Below are 21,286 nucleotides of genomic sequence, written 5' to 3' on the forward strand. Positions count from 1 at the left end.
CTTTACTTCAAAATAGTAGGTTTAAACAAATCGAATGTTTTTAATTTTAACCTTTTTTTTAAGGTTATAGTTCCTATCTTTGATTTTAAAAATAACCTTAAATTTACAATTATGAAAAAACTTTTTTTAACAGCAATTGCGATAATCGGGTTTTCAATTTCATCAAACGCACAAGATATCAAATTTGGTTTTAAAGGTGGTTTAAACTTTGCTACATTAAACGGGGATAATTTGAGAGGTAATCCAGATGGTAGAACAGGATATCATATTGGGGCTGTTGCCCAAGTTAGTCTTGCTGAAACTATAGCACTTCAACCAGAACTATTATATTCTGCCCAAGGAGTTAAAGATGTTGATATTGATTATATAAACATTCCTGTTTTGTTAAAACTTAAATTCGCTAAGATTTTTAGTGTGGAAGCAGGACCTCAATTCGGTTTTGTTGTTAATGAAGATTTGGACAATGCTTTTTCAGGTTTTGTTTCTAATGTAGAAACAAAAAACTTTGATCTAAGTGGAGCAGTAGGTGCTGGAGTAGAATTCGGACCTTTTTTCGGTCAATTGAGGTATAACTTTGGTTTTACTGATGTTATTGATATTGAAAACTTAGATACAAAAAACTCTAATTTTCAGGTTTCTGTAGGATATTACATATTCTAATTTATAGATAACACTAAAAAATAACAAAAGGCGGAAGTAAAACTTCCGCCTTTTGTTATCTGAGATGGTATTAATCTACTTTAAAGAATATTATTTTTTAGCTCTTCTATCATAGTTTCTGGAATTACTTCTTGGCGTTGACCTTCTTTGATTCTTACTTTTTGGTACTGCAGTTTCTTTCTTAAAACTAGTCGTTGGTTCAAAACCCTCTAAAGTTTCATTTGGCAATTTTTCTCCTAATAGCTTTTCTATTCCTTTTATATAAGCTACTTCTTCTTGACAAACTAAAGAAATTGCTTGACCACTAGCTCCTGCTCTACCTGTACGACCAATTCTATGCACATAATCTTCTGAAATATTAGGTAACTCAAAGTTTATTACGTGAGGTAACAAAGGAATATCTAATCCTCTGGCTGCAATATCTGTAGCCACTAAAACTCGTACTGTACCTTTTTTAAATCCATCTAGTGCTTTTATTCTTGCTCCTTGACTTTTATTACCATGTATTGCTGCCGCAGTAATACCCTTTTCAGTCATTTTTTTACTTAGCCTATTAGCTCCATGCTTTGTTCTAGTAAAAACCAATACCTGTTTCCAGTTTCCATCAGAAATAAGTTTTATAATGAGTTCTGACTTTCGTTTTTGATCTACTAAATATATTTTTTGTTCTACCTTTTCTGCAGTAGTATTTTCTGGAGCAGCTTCTACCCATACAGGGTTATGCAAAATACCACTAGCCAACTGTTTTATTTCTTTAGAAAAAGTAGCTGAAAACAATAAGTTTTGTCGCTTAGTAGGTAATAAATTAAGAATTTTATTAATATCTCTCTGAAACCCCATATCTAACATTCGATCTGCTTCATCTAGAACTAATATCTCTACAGAAGCTAAAGAAAGTGCTTTTTGGTTATGTAAATCCAATAACCGCCCTGGTGTAGCAACTAATATATCGACACCGTTTCTTAATCCCCTAATCTGTGGATTAGCATTTACCCCACCAAATATAACCATAGACCTTAGGTCTAAAAATTCACTGTACTCTCTTACATTTTCTAAAATCTGAGCAGCTAATTCTCTTGTAGGTGTTAATATTAAAGACCTTACTGGTCTTTTTCTTAATTTTTGACCTTCAGATAATATTTGTAACAATGGTAATGTAAACCCTGCTGTTTTTCCTGTTCCTGTTTGCGCCGACGCTAGTACATCTTTTCTTTCTAAAATAGGAGGAATAGCTTTTTCTTGAATGGGTGAAGGAATTGTATATCCCTTTTTTTCGATGGCGTTTAATAGCGCATCAGATAATCCTAATGTGTTAAATGACATATAAATTGTTTAAGAAATAACAATCTATGGGAAATGCCATTTCTGAATATAACTGCAAATGTACGCCTTATTTTTAGGATAAACCTTAAAATGATTATAAGAGTATTATTTCCTCATAAATCGCTTATAAATACTATTTTAAAAAAGGTTATATCCATTTCAAAAATTTTTACTTTATAAAAAATATCTTTTCAAAATCTTTATTATCAAATCTTATAGTATATTTGACAAATGTTACTAAGGAATGCAGTTTAAACACCCAGAATTTCTTTACGCTCTTCTTGCTCTAATAATTCCAATTCTAGTTCATTTATTTCAATTAAGGCGTTTTCAAAAAGTTGATTTTACTAATGTTCAGTTTCTTAAAGCAGTTACTCTACAAACTCGTAAAAGTTCGCAAATCAAAAAATGGCTTACGCTATTAACTCGTATTCTTGCTCTTGCTGCAATTATTATAGCATTTGCGCAACCCTTTTTTGCTAATAAAGAAACTGTAGGCAAAGAAAGTAAAACCGCTATATATTTAGATAATTCGTTTAGTATGCAAGCTAAAGGAGCAAAAGGAGCTCTTTTGAAACGTGCCGTACAAGAAATACTTAGTGGTATCCCCGAAGAAGAAAAATTCTCACTATTTACTAATACTGAAACTTTTGTAGATGTATCTAAAAAAGATATCCAAAACGATTTACTTCAATTAGAATATTCTTCGAATCAACTTTCATACAGTGCGGCTTATCTTAAAGCTAAACAATTAACAGGCAACTCTCCTGAAACTATTAAACATTTGATTATGGTTTCGGATTTTCAACAAAAACAACCTACTTTTTCTCTTCCAAACAGAGATAATACCAAAGTACATCTGGTACAAATGCTGCCCGTTACTAAGCAAAATATTGCTATTGATAGTGTATATCTAGAACGTAATCCAAGTAATGATTTAGTTCTTAATGTACTACTTAGCAATATGGAAACCAATACAGAGAACACTTCTATAGCTCTATATAACGATGATATTTTACTTGGCAAAACATCTGTTTCGATTCCTAAAAACGGAACCTCTAAAACCGAGTTTCGTTTAAACGAAAATACTAAAATTAATGGCCGAGTTAGTCTGGAAGATCCTGCAATAGTTTTCGATAACTCTAGGTATTTTACCATGAATACCCCACAAAAAATAAAAGTTATTGCTGTTAATGGCACAAAAGATAATTTTATTAAAAAGATATTTACCTCAGACGAGTTTGATTTAATAAGCACCTCTGTAGAAAACCTAAATTATAACGATATCAATAACTCAAACCTATTGATAATAAATGAGGTAAAACAAATTCCTATATCCTTAATTAATGCTCTAGGTCCTTTTATTAATCAAGGAGGAAGTGTATGTTTCATACCATCAATGGATGGAGATTTAGCCTCGTATCAACAGTTTATTAGTAAGTATTCTGACCTTGAACTAACCAAAAAAACTATACAAGAAAAAAAGATAACTACTATTCACTTTTCAAATCCATTATATCAAGGTGTATTCGATAAAAAAATCACCAATTTTCAGTATCCAAAAGTAAATAGCTACTATCAAAGTAATGCTTCAAATGTAATTTTATCTTTTGAGGATAATAGCCCTTTTTTATATAAAACAAATAACATTTATGTGTTCACCGCAGCTGTAAACAATGAGAATTCTAATTTTAAAAACTCTCCTTTGATTGTTCCTACACTTTATAATATGGGAAAACAAAGTATGCAACTTACCAATATATCTTATACTATTGGACAAATAAACTCTTATGATGTTCCTATATCTTTGGGGCAAGACCGTATACTATCTCTAGTCTCTGATCAGGAAAATATAATCCCTTTACAACAAAGTTTTTCTACCAAAGTTCGTATTACTACAGACGAGGTACCTACCAAAGCAGGAATTTATAGTATCCAAGATAAAAATAATACAATACAGAATGTAAGTTATAATTATAATAGCGCAGAGAGTAATTTGCAATATTATAACTTAAATACTACAGATAATTATCAAGTAAGCAAATCTATATCCGAACTTTTAGATCAAATAAAAGAAGAGAAAAGTGTTAATGAACTTTGGAAATGGTTTGTTATTTTTGCCTTTATATTCTTATTAATCGAAATTTTACTATTAAAATACCTAAAATGAACTTCTTATTAAAGGCTGCTACTGTAATTGATCCAAAGTCTCCTTTTCATAATCAAACAGTAGATATTTTGATTAAAAATGGAACTATCACAGATATAGATACAACCATTAAGGTCTCTAAGGATACTGAGGAAGTAAAGTTACATAATTTACATATCTCTCAAGGCTGGTTTGATAGTAGTGTTTGCTTTGGCGAACCAGGATACGAAGAACGCGAAACCATACTTCATGGACTACAAGTAGCTGCAAAAAGTGGGTTTACAGCCATTGCATTACACCCAAACACATTTCCTATAGCAGATAATAGTGCCTCTATAGGTTTCTTAAAATCTAAAGCTTATAACAATGCTATATCTCTATATCCTATAGGAGCGTTAACCATGCAATCTACAGGGATTGATCTTGCAGAATTATATGATATGCAACAGGCAGGTGCTATCGCATTTGGGGATTATAAAAAAGCAATAAAGAATCCAAATTTATTAAAAATAGCATTATTATACGCTCAAAACTTTAATGGATTAGTGCTATCCTATCCTCAAGAAAATGATATTGCAGGAAAAGGAATAGTTAATGAAGAAGAGCAAAGCACTCTATTAGGTTTAAAAGGAATTCCTGCTCTAGCAGAAGAATTACAGATCTCGCGAGATTTGTTTTTACTTGAGTATACAGGAGGAGCCTTACATATTCCTACCATTTCGACAGCAAAATCTGTAGATTTAATTCGCGAAGCAAAGAAAAAAGGTTTGCAAGTTAGTTGTTCTACTACCGTTCATAATATTACACTTACTGATAAAGAATTGACAACCTTTGATACTTGCTACAAAGTACAACCTCCACTAAGAACACAAAAAGATATCGATGCGCTACTAAAAGGTATTGCAGATGGAACAATTGATATGATCACCAGCGACCACAGACCAATGGATATCGAAAATAAAAAAGTAGAATTTGACAATGCTAAATATGGTACGATAGGTTTAGAAAGCTCCTTTGGAACTCTTAACGAACTTTTAGGCATTGATAAAACAGTAGAAATACTTACCAAAGGTAAGTCCGTTTTTAAAATAAAAGAACAAACTATCGATAAAGGAAATATAGCAGACTTATCCCTATTTAATCCAGAAGGAAGTACAACTTTTACAGAAAAAGACATTTTATCTACCTCAAAGAATAGTGCACTTATAGGAAAACCTATAAAAGGAACCTCCTACGGCATTATTGCAAATAATAAAATTGTACTAAAATAATTGTCTTACATTACAATGATTTTTATTTATTAAAGTAATTACAAAACAAATACTGTATCAATTATGCAATCAGACTACGCTAAACAAGGAAAAACAGCTGCCATAGTTGCTTATATAACTATTATAGGAACGATCATAGCGTATTTTATGAATAATGACAGTAAAAATAAATTCGCTAGTTTTCATATTAGACAAGCATTAGGATGTTGGATTAGTTTTTATCTATTAATTGCTTTTGCAAATATTTTTGATTCCACTATGATTCTCATTGCCTTTTACATATTCAATATCGTATTAATCGTTTTCGGGCTTATTTTAGCCATTAGAGAAGAACAAAAAACAGTACCAATCCTTGGTCCATACTTTCAAGATTGGTTTCATTCTATTAAATGATACAGTTTAAATTTTAAATTTAAGAGCCTCTAGATTATTTTAACGATAGACTTATTTATGTTTCATAAGCTTTTCAAATTTCTATCCAAATTTTTCTTATTCTGCTTACTAACTTTAACAACTCAAATTGGTGGGATCATATACCTAATCATTCAACTTATCATTAAAAACGATACACAAAAGTACCTTTTTAAAAAAGTAGTGTTATTTATCATGATCTATTCCTTTGCTACATTTCTCCTTATTCCATATTTAGCTCCTATGTTTGGAAGAGAAAAAATACAAGATACTACACAAATACAAGCACATAGTTTTCTTACAAAACTTTTTAATAGAAATTATGTGAATCCAAAATTGCATATCACTTTAAAAGAAATAGCCAACTCTCTTAAATCCTATAACCCTGAGATAAAACTAGTATATCTCGATGCTAATTTTCCATTTATAGATGGGTTTCCTTTAGCCCCGCATTTAAGCCATAAGGATGGTAAAAAAATTGATGTTTCTTTTGTGTATCAAGATAAAAATCAAATAGTAACCAATCAAAAATTATCTAATAGCGGATATGGTGTATTTGAACAACCTTTAGATCAAAAATATAATCAAAGCTTAATTTGTAAAGAAAAAGGATACTGGCAATATAATTTTACTCGCTATTTTACCTTTGGAAAAATAAACAAACATCTCTTTTTTTCTGAAAAAGCTACAAAAAAATTACTTTTAGCAATTATAAATCAAAAACAAGTACATAAAATTTTTATAGAACCTCATCTTAAAAACAGACTACATTTACAGAGTTCAAAAATACGATTTCACGGATGCCAGGCTGTTAGACATGATGATCACATACATTTTCAAATAAATTAAAACTATGCAAACCAAAACCTTATCCTTACATCATATTATTAAAGAACCAACTATAAAAAAAGAAAAAACTCCTGCTTTATTTTTATTTCATGGATATGGTAGTGATGAGAATGATCTTTTTTCTTTCGCAGCAGAGTTACCCGAAGAGTTATTTATTATCTCGGTAAGAGCTCCTTATCCTTTGCAACCTCAGGGTAATGCATGGTATGCCATATATTTTGATGCAGCACAAGGAAAATTTAGCGATGATGAACAAGCAATAGAATCCAGAGATAAAATTGCTGATTTTATAGATGAAGCTGTAAAAACCTATAATCTTGATCCAAACAATGTTTCGATTTTAGGGTTTAGCCAAGGTACTATCCTTAGCTATGCAGTAGCATTATCTTATCCTCAAAAAATTAAGAATGTAATTGCTTTAAGTGGATATCTAAATGAAGATATTTTAGCAGAAAATTACACGTCTAACGACTTTTCAAATCTTAATATATATTGTTCTCATGGTAGTGTAGATCAAGTAATCCCTGTATCTTGGGCTCGTAAAGCCCCTACTCTATTAGCTAAAATAGGTATCCAAACTTCTTTAAACGAATTTGCTGTTGGTCATGGTGTGGCTCCACAAAATTTTTATCAGTTTAAAGATTGGTTAGGTTCTAAAATTTAACCCACATCGTGGATTAAAAAATCGTATTATAAAAGCTTATGAAAACAGAAAATTATTTTTTAAAAGAAATCGAATCCTCTGATATTAAAAACATTCATAAGGGATTATCCAACCCAGATATAACAAAGTATTATGCTGTGCATTTTCCTACTATTGAAGATACCAAAGAGCAAATGGATTGGTATCGTGATTTAAAAAAAAATGGAACAGGAATTTGGTGGGGGATTTATGACAAGAATGATAATCAATTTTGTGGAGCTGGAGGATTTAATAATTTAGAAAAAAATCATAAAAAAGCAGAAATTGGATTATGGTTACTAAAAGAATATTGGGGAAAAGGTATCCTAAAAGAAATAATGCCTAAACTATTTGAAGAAGGCTTTAATAAACTCGACTTAAATAGAATTGAAGGGTTTGTTGCAAGTGATAATTTAAAATGTAAAAATGGTTTAGAGAAAATTAATTTTACTTACGAAGGGACAATGAGGGAATGTGAGATTAAAAATGGAGAAAAAATAGATGTGGATTTTTATTCGATTTTAAAAAGGGAATGGATGCAAAAATAAGGTTCTGATTCGCAATGACATTACTATTTTTTTAACTACTTTAAAAAATTATAGTTACCAAAAACCCATCCTCTCATCTATTTCTTTAAAGAAAGTTGACTTGTCAAAGTATTATTTGACGGCTTTTTCAAATCAATTTCTGGTATCGAATTAAGCTAATAGTATATTTATGTAAACCCTCAGGTTTTTAACTCTTTTACCCCATATCAATAAGGGGGTACCCCCTTATTGATATGGGGTCGAGCCCACTCAGAGGTGGTTCGAGCTGATAATGTATCGCTTCGAAGGGTCATTAGGATGCCCTTTAGCCCATAAGTTGACCCTTCGAAGCGATAATTTTTGGGCTAAAGGGCTTTGCAAGAAGGGTAAAAGTGATATGTTTTGGGGTCTTGCCCCATACAAAGGTGGTTCGAACTACCTCAGCCACCCTTCGAAGGGTGTCAATGATCCTTACAAGGACTTAGGCAACAACTACACCCCTTGCCTGTATAGGAAAAAGTATAGTACAGAATAGTAATACCTTTTATAATTTTGAATTTATCGGAATAAAATGCTCTTTTTAATGTAAACTCAAATTATAACTGGTACAAATAACTTTTAATTTACAAATAGAAAAAGTATACAGAAATAAAAGTTTTTATCTTTAGGACACTTAAAACAAACATAGTAACATGTCAATAAAAAAGAAATATAAAGGGGTAATTTTTGATTTAGATGGTACTCTTTTAAATACTCTTGGGGTATATACTCATATTATAAATATGCTTATGAAAAAAAACAATTTCCCTACGCATACTATAGAAAATTATCGTGAGTTTATTGGAAACGGAACTAAAAACCTTATAACTCGATCAATTCCTGAAAAATATAGAGAAGAAAAACTAATAGACAAATTATTAAATGAATTTCGTTTACTTTATGAAAATATGTATACACAACATACCGAAGTATATATAGGTGTTTTAGATATTTTAGACGAATTACAATCCTCTGAAATAAAATTAGCTTTGTTATCTAATAAATTTCATGATCTAACATGTAAATGTGCTAATCATTTCTTTCCAAATATTAAATTTGATGCTATTATTGGTCAATCAGACCTGTATAAAAAACCAGATCCAAAAGGAGCTTTAGACATTTCACATTCGCTTAAAATCCCTTTAGATCAATTGGTATTAGTAGGCGATACAGAAGTAGATATACGAACCGCCAAAAATGCTGGTATTGATAGTATCGCGGTTACTTGGGGGTTTAGAAAAGAAGAAGACTTAATTACACTATCCCCAGATTGTATCATTAAAAACTCTAATGATTTAAAAAAATATTTTTCAAATCATACAGAAATAATACGATTTACAGATGAGAATTGCGTATAAATAATTGCAAAGGTTTTTCGCTAGATTGATGAATCAAATTAAAGAATAGCCATAGCTATTGTTTCATTTTATGAAGAAAATATAGTAGAAAAAGAATGCGATTATATGCGAGATTTTTATTCGTAAATCGTATAAGTTCTCCAATAAATTAAAAATCATACTATTTAACTTTAAAATTGTGTGTATAGAAATTGAATTTATTTTTTAAGTATTGAAGTCTTCGGGAGATCATCCATAATCATAAAAATCTGGATAAAATCACTACAATTATAAGTCCATAACCTCGGAGCAAGCTCACGAGGTATGTTTCCAAAAATATATTTTGTATTAGAAGCAAGCCTTCTTTAGAATTAAGCTCGCAATGTGGATTAAATATCTGGTATCATTTTGGTATCAAAACCATCAATGCTTTTTGTGTTTTTTTCTTTCCAATATGTTTCTAATCGATCCTTTCCTTGTTTTTCTGCCCATGAATTTAGAGTTGTTCTTTCCTCCTTAAAATCCATAAAAGGTACTGCATATCCACAAGATGTTTGTACTAAATCTACTTCCATTTCTATAATTTGTCTGGATCCCATTATTTCTGGAAATAGACCTATATGTTCGTGATACTCTTTATCCCGATCATGATAAATAGTAGCTTTGCCATATAATCTTAATATAAGTGGTTTTCCTTCAAAAGCACAAAACATAATCGTCATCCTATCATTTTTTACCAGGTGTGCTGCGGTTTCGTTTCCGCTTCCTGTTAAATTTAACCATATAATTTTATTAGGATTTAGTACCCTAAATGTATCCATTCCTTTAGGTGAAATATTTACTCTACCTTCTGTTGCTGCAGTACCCACAAAAAATAATTGCTGTCTCTCTATAAATTCAATTAATTCAAGACTTATTTCGCTAAACTGTTTTCCCATATATGATTAAAGTTATAATAGAGGATAAACTATCTTTATTTAAAAAAGGATATCCAATTTTTGAATACTTCTTATTTATAGAAAATTACTATTTTTAATTCTATATTATAAGACTATAAAAATACTAATATTTTATCTCAACCAAACTTTTACAAACATGTTTGAGACAAATAGAGTTTCAAAAAAATATAATTACACTTATATTTAGAGTATAAAATACAGAATATAATAAAGTAACGACCTAAAATCAATTTTGATCTGTAGCCATATTTCAAGACAAAATATTATGAAAAATAGAACACACATAATTTTGCTAATCACTCTTTTTGTTATTTTTTCTTGTAAGAAAGATCATAAAAACGAGTATGATGAAAATAAAATTTCTAAAACTTGGAATAATTTTCTGAACGTATTAGACCCGAATAAAAAGAAGGATTTTAAAGAATTATCAGACAAAAAAATACGTTGCTATTTATGTTTAGAAAATACAATAACAGAACAAAATGAGATAGCATTTTTGAGAGATAATGACTCTTTATGGTATGATAAAATCTATGATGATTTGATTTATATTCCAATCGATAATTTTGTAGAAAATGATTTTGATTTAATATTTAATTCTGTATTTGTAAAAACTCTCAAAGAAAAAAAAACCATATTTAATGAACGAATTATAGACGGAATTGAATATTATGAGGTTTTAGTAACTACAACTGAACCGACTTTAAATCACGAAGGAGGGCAGCATAGTTTTCAATTTAAAAAAATTAATGGAAAATGGAAGTTTAATGAAATAGAAACAATTCCATAAAATACAGAATTCTAAATATTTATTATTGAATAATTAGTTTTTCATTCAAAATTACCCCCTCACTATTCCATACAGAAAGAATGTATATTCCTGCTTGAATCTCTTTAAAAAGGTACTTCTTAGCATTACTTTCTAGGTTCGTTTCTAACACCTTATCTCCTTTTAATGAATACAAATAAAGTTTAAATCGTTTTTCTTGGTCTGTTTTAATAAAAATCGATCCGTTACGACTCATTGGGTTTTCAAATTTGATTCCCTTCTTATCTATAAACTTACCTTTGGTTTTAGTGATTACATCACATTCTATAAATTGATTTTGACCATAAAAAGTGGTGTTAGCCAAAAAACCTATATTGTTATCAATTATCGAATTATTATAAATATCTACAACCTTAAAATCATAAGGTCCTAAATTTTGATCATCTCTCCAAGGGATTACAAAAAAATCATTGCTATTATACTTTGCTCTGAACACCTCTTTAAAATCATTATTTTGATACCTAAAATACAGTTTTTTAACAGTTGATTTGGTGTTTACAACCATTACTCTCTTTTCTGACGCAAAGGAGCTTTTAGAATAATAATACCCTATATTTCCTTGTTCAGGACAAGTTGTAATTTGCCATGTGACTTCCACATTCCCTGAGAGGGTATCTCCTAATTTGGCAAAAGCTTTTTTGTGAATATCTAATCCATGAGTACCAGATTTATCCATTACCTTAACAACAACACTGCCTTTGCTCGAACTTACTTTTAAACAAGTATTACACAGTCTTTCAGCTTGATAATCTGTTGCTCTTAGTGCAGCATATAATGTATCCCCAACCATCGGGGAGTATCCACATGATGTAATAGCGTTTGTAACTTGATGATACTTTGCCACTCCTGACCAAACTCTATTGTCACATTGTTGAGCAATCGTAGGTAGGCTAAATAAAAAAAACAATAAAAGATACTGAGGATTAAACATATAAATTACAATTAATATGAAGTTATATAGGAGTTTTGTATATAAAAGAATATTTCGTAAAATTGAATAACTCCTGTCTTATACATATAGTATAATGCGATGTGCTTATTTCTTTTTTTAAAGAAACTTTATCATTATTACCTTGATTTTAATCTAAATATGTTTTTTCTATTTGCTAATCAAAAAGCTTATACTATTGTACCAACGGTACTTTGAAATTGGGCTTATTATAATAGAACATCTATGTTTTTAATTTCTGCGGAATTCCAATCTAAAGAGATTTCTAATAACTTATCTGTTTCTTTCCAATTAAAAGAAACAAGCTCCTTACCTACTGTTACTGATTTTGGAGCAACATCTATATTGTGTATAATTAAATTGATTTTTCTATCTGTTACAACATAATCCATACCTTGTGTTGCTGTTAAAGAGATAGACAGTTTTTCATTAGTAGTATTACTTTTAAAGTTTAAGATTTCGTACTTTCCTTTTTCATAAGCATTTGGTGTTTTACCATCATCCTCATATAACTTACCAAAACTTGATTTTACATCTTGATCTTGATAATAGTGTAAGATGACTTCTTTGGTCGAATATTGTTCTGTATTTTGTATTGGAGCTACCATTGGTATAAATGATCCTGCTTTTACAAATACGGGGATATGGTCTTCTGCTGTGGTTATTGTAGTATATGCTCCTCCCTTAAATTTCTTTTCTGTAAAAAAATCATACCAATTAGCTCCTTTGGGAAAAGGGATATCTACAGATGCTACTTTGGGATTTACAATAGGTGATACTAAGAAATTATCTCCCCACATATAGACAAAACTCATTTCATCAAACTCCTTGGTGTTAGAATTCTCAAAAAACAAAGGGCGCATTAGTGGTATACCTGTCTGGTTATTATCAAAAGCAATAGTATAGTTGTATGGTAGCATACTATATCTAAGTTGGATACTCTTTTTTGCTAAAGCTTTTGTTTTTGCATCCTGAAAAACAGGTTCTGGGGCGATATGCTCTTGTGCATGAGGTCTAAATATTGGTTGAAAAACGCCATATTGTAACCAACGGGTATATAGTTCTGCATCCAAAGTCTCTCCTCCTGCAAATCCTCCTAAATCAGAATGCATATATCCTAACCCCTGCATACCCATTTGCAACGCTATTTCGGTTTGGGATTGTAGTCCTCCCCAACTTCTGCTTACATCGCCAGACCATGGTATAATCCCATAGCGTTGCGACCCCGAATATCCTGCTCGCATAAGTATAAATGGTCTTTGATCTGCAAAATGTTTTTGATATCCTTTATGAATCAATCCTGCCCAATCATGCCCGTATATATTATGTACCTCGTCTGCACTACCTGTAGCATGTAATAGATCTGAAGGATGCACTTCTGGTTCTCCTAAATCTCCCCACCAACCAGCGACACCGTACTCCTTAATATAATTTTGATATATATCCCAAAACCAATCTTTACCTTTTGGATTATAAATATCTATGATACCAGTGTTTCCAAAATAAAAATCATACGTATATGGATTGCCCAGAGAATCTTTACCTAAAATTCCTTTTTCTGCGGCTTCTTCCCATTTCTTTGAAGTTGTTAATACAAATGGTTCGGTTATTAAAATAGTTTTTATTCCTTGATTTTTAAAATCACTAATCATTTTCTTTGGATCAGGAAAAGAATCCTTTAAGAATTCCAGATTTCCCATCTCTCCTTTAATATCTTTTCCGAACCAATAAATATCCAGAATTACAGCATCTAGTGGTATACTATCTTTTTTAAACTTTGCTACTACTTGTTTCGTTTCTTTTTGAGAATGATACCCAAATCTACTAGCAAAATTACCAAATGCCCATCTGGGTGGTAATGGTTGTTTTCCTGTAAGGTTGGTATATTGATGTATTAAATCTTTCCAATTCTCGCCTGCTATTATCTGGTATGTTTTTCGACCACTTATTGTTTCATAGGCAAGGGTATTATCTCTTTTACTATCTATATCTAAAAAACCAATTGGAGCATTATCAAAATGAACTGCATATAGTTTAGAGGACAATACCAACGGCATTGTGTAGTTCATTAATTCGGCATGTGTTTCATATCCATAATGGGCTTTATTATATAATTGCAACCTCTTTCCTCTACGATTCATACCCACCACTCTTGCTCCTGCTCCATAAATGACTTCATCTTTATCCAGATTAAAATCTAAAATCTCTGTAGAATCTGTTTTTACATACCCATCTTTTTCTGAGATTAGATTTCTTCCTTTATATATATATGAAATCTGAAAAGGATTTTTATGAATACGAACTTCAATTCCGTTAGTTTGCATTGTTAACACACTGTCATTTTCAAGTACCTTAATTTCATTTTTAATTGGAATCAAGGTTACTGCATGGGATTCTGGGTCAAATACTTCTCCTTTAGGAATAAAAGATGTTTCTATTATTTTATCAGAATATGGTGTTATCCTATATTTTCCGTCTGTTTTAAAAACTTCGATATGGGTTCCCTTATTTTTATATCCCTGATATGGGCCTTCATATTTTTTTTGGCAGGAAGCGGTAGTAATAACAGCTGTTAATAACAGAGAATAAAGTAATTTGATGTACATCCTAATATAAATTTTAGTTTTCCATAAAATGAAAGAAATCAAATATAGGAGAATACAAATAAGAACAAGGGTATTGGTATACCTTAGGAATTAGAATTATTAAATTTTCAGTGATTTTCTAATTATGTAATAAGAATCTTAAAAAACTACTACAACGATTTCGTTACGACCATTTGACTTCCATTTCCTAAAAAAGTAGAGTATCCTTAACCTTATACTAATCATTTGTTTAAAAATTACAAACAATAAAAAGGTATTAAGCTTGTAATTTTGAATTGTCATTAACCAATCAAAATTTAAACGCATTACACATGAAACGTCATCACCAAATTATTGCAACAATAAGGCATAACATCCTTTTCAGCATATTATGTGCAGGGGTTACAGTATATGCTCAAGAGTCTATTATAAAAGAACAAAATGCAAGGGAATCAAAATTTGATATTCCTACAGATAATTATTTTAATACTAAAACTTATCCAAAAGGAACTGGTAAGTCCTATATTAACTTTGGAGATATATTGATATCCAGAGCAGTTTTGCCTGCTGCTAGCTTCTCTCAAGGCCCTACCTCAGGACAATTTATAAATCAAGGATTAATCAATCAACAGCCAGTTCCTTTTTTTAACAAACAACCAATACAAGGTTTTTCTTCTGTAATCAATAACTATGATAGAACCTTTACGGTACTATCGGACAATGGTTTTGGTTCTATCGAAAACTCTTCAGATTACCATCTTCGTTTGTATACAATTCGCCCAAATTTTAAAAGCATTATTGGTTGGGGAGATGGTTCTATAGAGGTTTTAAATTTTATAGAGTTAAGAGATCCCAATAAATTAATTCCTTTTGCTATAACGAATCATTTTAGTGATTCCAGAATTCTTACTGGTGCTGATTTTGATATAGAGTCTATACAAAGAACCCCTAATGGGGATTATTGGATTGGAGATGAATTTGGTCCTTTTTTATTACATTTTAATAAAGATGGAATATTGATAGACCCTCCTTTTTCTTTACCAGATTTTGATAATCCAGGAAAAGAACTTCGTGCGCCACAAAATCCATATAGCGAAGAGTATAGTGCATTGCGGGTTATGAATGCTATGCGATCTCATGCACAATTGTATGATAGTAAACCCCCTGTGATGTCTCCTTGGTTTGTGATGCTAGACGACAAAAATAGCTCTACCGTTGTAGATAATCGAAAAAATCCTACTTCAGGACTTAAAACAGCTTCTAGTGAATTATTTAATGTTTCTTCTTTAAATCGTGCTGGTCATCAGGTAGTTGTATACACAGTTAATGATTTAGATAACATGAACTTACTTCTGGATCTTGGGGTACAAGGAATTATTTCTGATCGCCCTGATATATTATTAGAGGCTCTGCAAAATTTTGATAAAAATAAAGATGGAAAACCTGATTTTATAGATGATGATGGTTTAATTGATGTTACTTTATTTGATGCACAAGGACACAGAGGTGCCAGAAATTTAAGACCAGAAAATACCTTGCCAGCAATGGAGGCTGCATTAGACTTTTTAATGCCAACTTTAGAAACCGATTGTGGTATCACATTAGACGGTATTCCTGTTTTAGATCATGACCCACATATCGAAGCTGCAAAAACCCGAAAAGTAGATGGTACTCCTTATGGGCTAAAAGATGAAGTTTTAGTAAAAAACCTTTCTTTACATCAAATTCAAAATACATTTATTGCTGATAAAATCTTGAATGGAAGACCAGATCAAACTAATGATCTGTCTTTATCTCCTGTTGCAGTATCCTTTGCAAATCAAAATGGTTTTATAAATCCTTATATCATGCCATCGTTACAACAGCTTTTTGATTTTGTAGATTTTTATGTAGATTATTATAAAAATGGTACTGGTGTATCTCACCCAAAAGCAACAAAACGTTGGAAAAATGCGTCTAAAGTTCGTTTTAATATAGAAACCAAAATTAACCCAAGAACAGATACCGATGATAGAGGAGATGTTTTTGCAGAAAGAACTGTAGATGCCAAAACTTTTACAAAAGCTATCGCCGATATTATTGTAGCAAATAAGCTTACTGATCGTGCAGATATACAAAGTTTTGATTTTAGCACTTTATTAATTGCACATAAAGAATATCCAGAAATTAGAACCGTATGCTTATTTGGTGATTTCCCTAAAATTGGGGACTCTGGAGATGGTACAAATTTACAAGATCAAAATGGGAATAATACGCCTTGGTTAGGAGGGTTATACTGGCCATACCGAGATACAAAATTAGATACTCCTTTTAGAGTAAAAAGTAGTGGTGGTTTTGAGGGAATGGCAATATCTACCAACAAAAAAACAGTATTACCATTATTAGAAAAACCTTTAGAAGGTTCCGATAACAATAACTTATTGATACATGAATTTGATTTAGGCAGTAAATCCTATACTGGTAAAAAATATGAATATCCACTTCATGAAAAAGCTACTGCTATAGGAGATTTTATACTATTTAACTCTGAAAGAGGGTTAATTATAGAACGGGATGGATCACAAGGAGATCTAAATGGATTTAAAGCCATATACGAAGTAGAATTATCTAAAAACGAGAAATTAGTAAAGAAAAAACTAAATACCGACCTTTTAAAAATTAAAGATATTCGTGGAATTTCTGAGCCTGGATTAGATGGAGATATTGGTATCGGAAAAGATTTTGCTTTTCCTTTTGTTACTATAGAAAGTGTAGTGGTATTTAATCCCTTTTTAATAGGGGTAATAAATGATAATAACTATCCTTTTAGTATTGGTCGCCATGTTGGTAAAGGCTTACCTGATGATAACGAGTTCATACTTTTATGGTTAGATGAACCATTAGGAAGACCTTGGAGAAAAGAAAAAGAAAAAAACAATACTAAGGATGTAGTAGATAACGATATCAAAGTATATCCAAATACATTTAATGAGCAGATTACTTTTTCTAGAGATACTGCAAAAGATAATATAGTATCTATTCATATTTATGATCTACAAGGTAATCTTGTGTACAAATTAGCAGATCACATACAAACACAAAACGGTTTTTCTTTTACTTGGAACGGTGCCTTAAAAAACGGAAATAAAGTTGCAGATGGAATCTACATAGCGGTTATTGAAATAGATGGAGAATTTATCAAGAAAAAAATATTAAAAAAGTAAAAGTATTGTATTACTAACTTTAATATATTACACTCTAAACAAAATAAAACAGGCTATTAAATAGCCTGTTTTTTTGTTATAAATTATTCAAATAATTGTAAAAGCTAATCTTTTGGGTATAGGAATGATTTTTCTACTTCAAAATCCACTACTCCTCCTTCTTTTACTTCATAAATAATAAAAAGTTCGCCCCAATAAACACCATCTGTAAAATCTGCAATGATCCATTTATGGTTTAACAATCTAACCTTATTAATACTCATATTACCTTCCATACCTACAAAAGGAATAATAGGATTGTCCTTACCAGCTTTATTTTGGCTTATAATCTGATCGCTAATTGTTAATGCTAATTTTTTTGCATCATATCCCATTTCCTCAAAATAACTAATCGCATCTTCATTACTATCTAAGGAAAAATAAGTAAGATCCATATTAGTATTGGTTAGCGAATCTATTATGGTTTCTTTTGCGGTTATTTTTTCTTTTAGATTATCAATTTTTAAATCATAAGATTCCTTTGCTTTTTTAGCATTCATAAACTGAAAAAGAATGAATAAGGACGCAAAAATGAACAGATATAAAAAGATCTTATTTTTCATATTTAAATAGTAATTTTTAAGTTATCGTAAGCTATAAATACATTTTTTGGTAATGTTTTTTCTACTTCTTCATGAAATCCAAGCATATGGCTAATGTGAGTTAAATATGCTTTTTCAGGTTGTATTTCTTCTATAAATTGAAGGGCTTCTTCCAGATTAAAATGTGAGTGGTGAGGTTCTACCCTTAAGGCATTAACTACTAAAACCTTAACTCCAATTAACTTTAGCTTTTCTTGCTCTTCAACCGTTTTAACATCGGTTAAATACGCAAAATCTTTAAACCGAAACCCAAAAACTTGTAACCTATTATGTAACGTGTTTATAGGAACTACATTTATATTTCCCAATAAAAAAGGCTGATTAGTCAACTCATTTTCTATGACACTTGGTGCTCCCGGGTACTTGTTTTCTGAAGAAAAAATATAATCAAATCTAATTCTAAGCGCCTGTAAAACCCTTTTGTGTGCATAAACGGGTATGTCTCCTTGTCTAAAAAAAAACGGACGAATATCATCTAATCCCATAGTATGATCTGCATGCTCATGGGTAAAAACAATCCCATCTATTTTAGATACTTTATTAGAAAGCATTTGCTCTCTAAAATCTGGACCACAATCTATAACATATTGATAATCCTCCCAAGAAACAAGAACAGAAACACGTAATCTTTTATCTCTGGGATCATCACTTAAACAAACAGGGTGAGTGCTTCCTATTACGGGAATCCCTTGTGATGTGCCTGTACCGAGAAATATTATTTCCATAAACTTATATACGCAGAACAAATGTAGTTATATTTTTTTGGTCAAAAATCACATCATATCTATAAATAATAGTTAACATATAACTGTATATATAAATTTTCATTCAAACTTTTTTTATACTTACGGTATTAGTACCTTTACAGTAAACAAAAAAAGCCCTTTTTACTATGCCTATTAAGATAATGGGAGATAAAGAATTTGAATCTGTCCCTTCACTAAAGAGTAAAGCTTTACGAATTAATCTAAACCAAAATATTTATGGCACTTTTGCAGAAATTGGAGCTGGTCAAGAAACTGTCAGGAACTTTTTTAGAGCAGGTGGTGCTTCTGGTACCATAGCAAAAGCTATGAGTGCTTATGATAAAGATTTTAGTGATGCTATTTACGGAATAGAAAATGATAAACGTTATGTTACTGAAGCAAGATTAAAAAAAATGCTAAAGCATGAGGTTAATCTCATAGAAGAAAGAATTACTAGAGAAAAACACCCTAATAAAATATTTTTTAGTTATGCTAATACCGTAGCTACGATTGATTTTGCCAAAAAATATAAAGGCCATGGCTGGGTAGGTATTCGCTACCAAACTACTCCGAACGAAGACTACAATGAAATTGTATTGCACATTCGTTTTCATGAAAATGACGCTAGGTTACAACAAATGACCTTGGGTATTTTAGGAGTTAACCTAATTTATGGAGCTTACTACAAATATGATAACCCTAAAAAACTATTACGATATCTTTATGATCATTTAGACAAAGATCAAATAGAAATCGATACTATTAACTTTTCGGGACCTCGATTTACTAAAGTAGACAATCGTTTAATGAGTCTACAATTAGTAAAAAATGGTATGACCGAAGCTGTTATGTTTGGGCCTGACGGAAATAATATATTACCAGCAGCAATATTATATAAGAAAAATATTTTAGCTCTTCGTGGAAGTTTTAGACCTGTTACTAAGGTTAATATGGATATCTATAAAACATCACTCAATATGTTTTTGAGTGAGAATAAAGTTAAAAAAGATAAAACCGTAGTGATTTTTGAGATAACCCTCTCTAATCTTAGAGCTGAAGGTGAAATTGATGAAGAAGATTTTATGGCTAGAGCAAGATTACTATGCTCTCTGGGGCAAACGGTTATGATTTCTAACTTTAAAGAATATTATCGTGTTGTTGAGTATTTTTCAAATTATACTAAAGAGCGCATGGCACTATCAATGGGAATAAATAATTTGGTAGATATTTTTGATGAAAAATACTATAGACATCTTAGCGGAGGTATCTTAGAAGCCTTTGGTAAGTTATTCTTTAAAGATCTTAAAGTATACCTATATCCTTTAAAAGATCATGAGACTGGTGAGGTAACGGATAGTGATACCCTCAAAGTTCATCCTAGAATGAAAGAGCTTTATAAGTTTTTTAAATACAATGGTAAATTACAGGATATTACAGACTATGATCCTGCTATAATGGATATTTTTTCAAGAGAAGTTCTTCAAAAAATTCAGGAAGGAGAACCTGGATGGGAAGAACAACTTCCAGAACTTATTCCTGAGATGATTAAAGCAAATAACTTTTTTGGATACAAAACAATAGAAACTGTTAAAAAATAAACGAATTAATTTTATATAGTAACCTAAAAAGCAGTATAATTAGTAATTATACTGCTTTTTAGGTTACTATACTCTACAATATTTGTGCTGCGTGATCTTTAGTTTTAACTTTGGTGATTACTTCAGAAATTATTCCTTTTTCATCTATAACAAATGTAGTACGGTGAATCCCATCATATTCTTTTCCCATAAATTTTTTAGGGCCCCATACACCAAAAGCTTCTATCACTTTTTTATCTTCGTCTGCCAATAATGGATAAGGCAACTCATACTTGTTTTTAAAATTTTGTTGCCTTTTTTCGCTATCCGCACTTACTCCCAAAATCTCAAATCCTTTATTTTGAAAAGTATGGTAATTATCTTTAAGATTACAAGCTTCTGCAGTACATCCCGGAGTACTTGCTTTAGGATAGAAAAAAACCACTAATTTTTTACCTTCATAATCTTTTAACGTAATTGTATTACCATCTTGATCGAATGCCGAAAAATCAGGAGCCTTATCCCCTACTTTTAATGTTGTCATTGTAT

Annotated in this window: 18 protein-coding genes; 11 read left to right on the top strand and 7 right to left on the bottom strand. The window is 30.8% G+C overall.

Annotated features, from left to right (window positions below):
- Positions 1-111: 111 nt before the first annotated feature.
- Entirely contained in the window at positions 112-660 is a 549-nt protein-coding gene (locus H527_RS0102360) for a porin family protein (protein ID WP_035087164.1), read from the top strand.
- A gap of 90 nt (positions 661-750) precedes the next feature.
- On the opposite strand, the gene H527_RS21255 is transcribed toward H527_RS0102360, so the two are convergent.
- On the bottom strand, positions 751-1,983 hold the full coding sequence (locus H527_RS21255) for a DEAD/DEAH box helicase (RefSeq protein WP_035087166.1): 1,233 nt from the start codon (positions 1,981-1,983) through the stop codon (positions 751-753).
- A gap of 244 nt (positions 1,984-2,227) precedes the next feature.
- Here H527_RS21255 and H527_RS0102370 point away from each other — a divergent pair, with 244 nt between their 5' ends.
- The 7 genes from H527_RS0102370 to H527_RS21260 all read left to right on the top strand — a co-directional run bounded on the left by H527_RS0102370 (position 2,228) and on the right by H527_RS21260 (position 9,269).
- Complete coding sequence (locus tag H527_RS0102370; protein WP_027411222.1) at positions 2,228-4,153, top strand: BatA domain-containing protein; 1,926 nt, start codon at positions 2,228-2,230, stop codon at positions 4,151-4,153.
- Entirely contained in the window at positions 4,150-5,403 is a 1,254-nt protein-coding gene (locus H527_RS0102375) for a dihydroorotase (RefSeq protein ID WP_027411223.1), read from the top strand. The genes H527_RS0102370 and H527_RS0102375 overlap by 4 nt, the downstream gene beginning before the upstream one ends.
- 63 nt (positions 5,404-5,466) lie before the next feature.
- Positions 5,467-5,796 carry a magnetosome magnetite crystal formation protein family gene (locus H527_RS0102380; protein WP_027411224.1) on the top strand — a complete coding sequence of 110 codons (330 nt, stop codon included), beginning with the start codon at positions 5,467-5,469 and terminating at the stop codon, positions 5,794-5,796.
- A gap of 213 nt (positions 5,797-6,009) precedes the next feature.
- The gene (locus H527_RS0102385; RefSeq protein ID WP_229809229.1) at positions 6,010-6,663 is read left to right on the top strand and encodes a hypothetical protein; all 654 of its coding nucleotides are present in this window, start codon (positions 6,010-6,012) and stop codon (positions 6,661-6,663) included.
- Between the two features lie 4 nt (positions 6,664-6,667).
- Entirely contained in the window at positions 6,668-7,327 is a 660-nt protein-coding gene (locus H527_RS0102390) for an alpha/beta hydrolase (protein WP_027411226.1), read from the top strand.
- Positions 7,328-7,365: 38 nt separating this feature from the next.
- Positions 7,366-7,893, top strand: a complete 528-nt coding sequence (locus H527_RS0102395; protein ID WP_027411227.1) for a GNAT family N-acetyltransferase — start codon at positions 7,366-7,368, stop codon at positions 7,891-7,893.
- 671 nt (positions 7,894-8,564) lie between these two features.
- Positions 8,565-9,269 (top strand): HAD family hydrolase, encoded by a 705-nt coding sequence (locus H527_RS21260; RefSeq protein ID WP_051316598.1) that lies wholly within the window; start codon positions 8,565-8,567, stop codon positions 9,267-9,269.
- Positions 9,270-9,637: 368 nt separating this feature from the next.
- Here H527_RS21260 and H527_RS0102405 read toward each other — a convergent pair whose 3' ends face one another.
- Positions 9,638-10,186, bottom strand: coding sequence for a pyridoxamine 5'-phosphate oxidase family protein (locus tag H527_RS0102405; RefSeq protein WP_027411228.1), 549 nt, complete (start codon positions 10,184-10,186; stop codon positions 9,638-9,640).
- A 286-nt stretch (positions 10,187-10,472) separates the two neighbouring features.
- Here H527_RS0102405 and H527_RS22995 point away from each other — a divergent pair, with 286 nt between their 5' ends.
- Positions 10,473-10,997 (top strand): hypothetical protein, encoded by a 525-nt coding sequence (locus tag H527_RS22995; RefSeq protein ID WP_051316599.1) that lies wholly within the window; start codon positions 10,473-10,475, stop codon positions 10,995-10,997.
- A 22-nt stretch (positions 10,998-11,019) separates the two neighbouring features.
- Here the strand turns inward: H527_RS22995 and H527_RS0102415 are convergent, their stop codons facing one another.
- Positions 11,020-11,967 (bottom strand): T9SS type A sorting domain-containing protein, encoded by a 948-nt coding sequence (locus H527_RS0102415; RefSeq protein ID WP_027411229.1) that lies wholly within the window; start codon positions 11,965-11,967, stop codon positions 11,020-11,022.
- A 227-nt stretch (positions 11,968-12,194) separates the two neighbouring features.
- Positions 12,195-14,591, bottom strand: coding sequence for a glycoside hydrolase family 31 protein (locus H527_RS21270; protein ID WP_081414532.1), 2,397 nt, complete (start codon positions 14,589-14,591; stop codon positions 12,195-12,197).
- A gap of 311 nt (positions 14,592-14,902) precedes the next feature.
- On the opposite strand from H527_RS21270, the gene H527_RS21275 reads away from it, so the two are divergent.
- Positions 14,903-17,773 (top strand): esterase-like activity of phytase family protein, encoded by a 2,871-nt coding sequence (locus H527_RS21275; protein WP_051316600.1) that lies wholly within the window; start codon positions 14,903-14,905, stop codon positions 17,771-17,773.
- Positions 17,774-17,877: 104 nt separating this feature from the next.
- Here H527_RS21275 and H527_RS0102430 read toward each other — a convergent pair whose 3' ends face one another.
- Positions 17,878-18,375, bottom strand: a complete 498-nt coding sequence (locus H527_RS0102430; RefSeq protein WP_027411230.1) for a hypothetical protein — start codon at positions 18,373-18,375, stop codon at positions 17,878-17,880.
- A gap of 2 nt (positions 18,376-18,377) precedes the next feature.
- Positions 18,378-19,139: an MBL fold metallo-hydrolase gene (locus tag H527_RS0102435; protein WP_027411231.1), complete on the bottom strand. Its 762-nt coding sequence runs from the start codon at positions 19,137-19,139 to the stop codon at positions 18,378-18,380.
- Positions 19,140-19,306: 167 nt separating this feature from the next.
- On the opposite strand from H527_RS0102435, the gene H527_RS0102440 reads away from it, so the two are divergent.
- Positions 19,307-20,758, top strand: coding sequence for a hypothetical protein (locus tag H527_RS0102440; protein WP_027411232.1), 1,452 nt, complete (start codon positions 19,307-19,309; stop codon positions 20,756-20,758).
- A gap of 73 nt (positions 20,759-20,831) precedes the next feature.
- On the opposite strand, the gene bcp is transcribed toward H527_RS0102440, so the two are convergent.
- Positions 20,832-21,281 carry a thioredoxin-dependent thiol peroxidase gene (gene bcp / locus H527_RS0102445; RefSeq protein WP_027411233.1) on the bottom strand — a complete coding sequence of 150 codons (450 nt, stop codon included), beginning with the start codon at positions 21,279-21,281 and terminating at the stop codon, positions 20,832-20,834.
- Positions 21,282-21,286: the final 5 nt, after the last annotated feature.

This window comes from Aquimarina muelleri DSM 19832, assembly GCF_000430665.1.
Lineage (GTDB): Bacteria > Bacteroidota > Bacteroidia > Flavobacteriales > Flavobacteriaceae > Aquimarina > Aquimarina muelleri.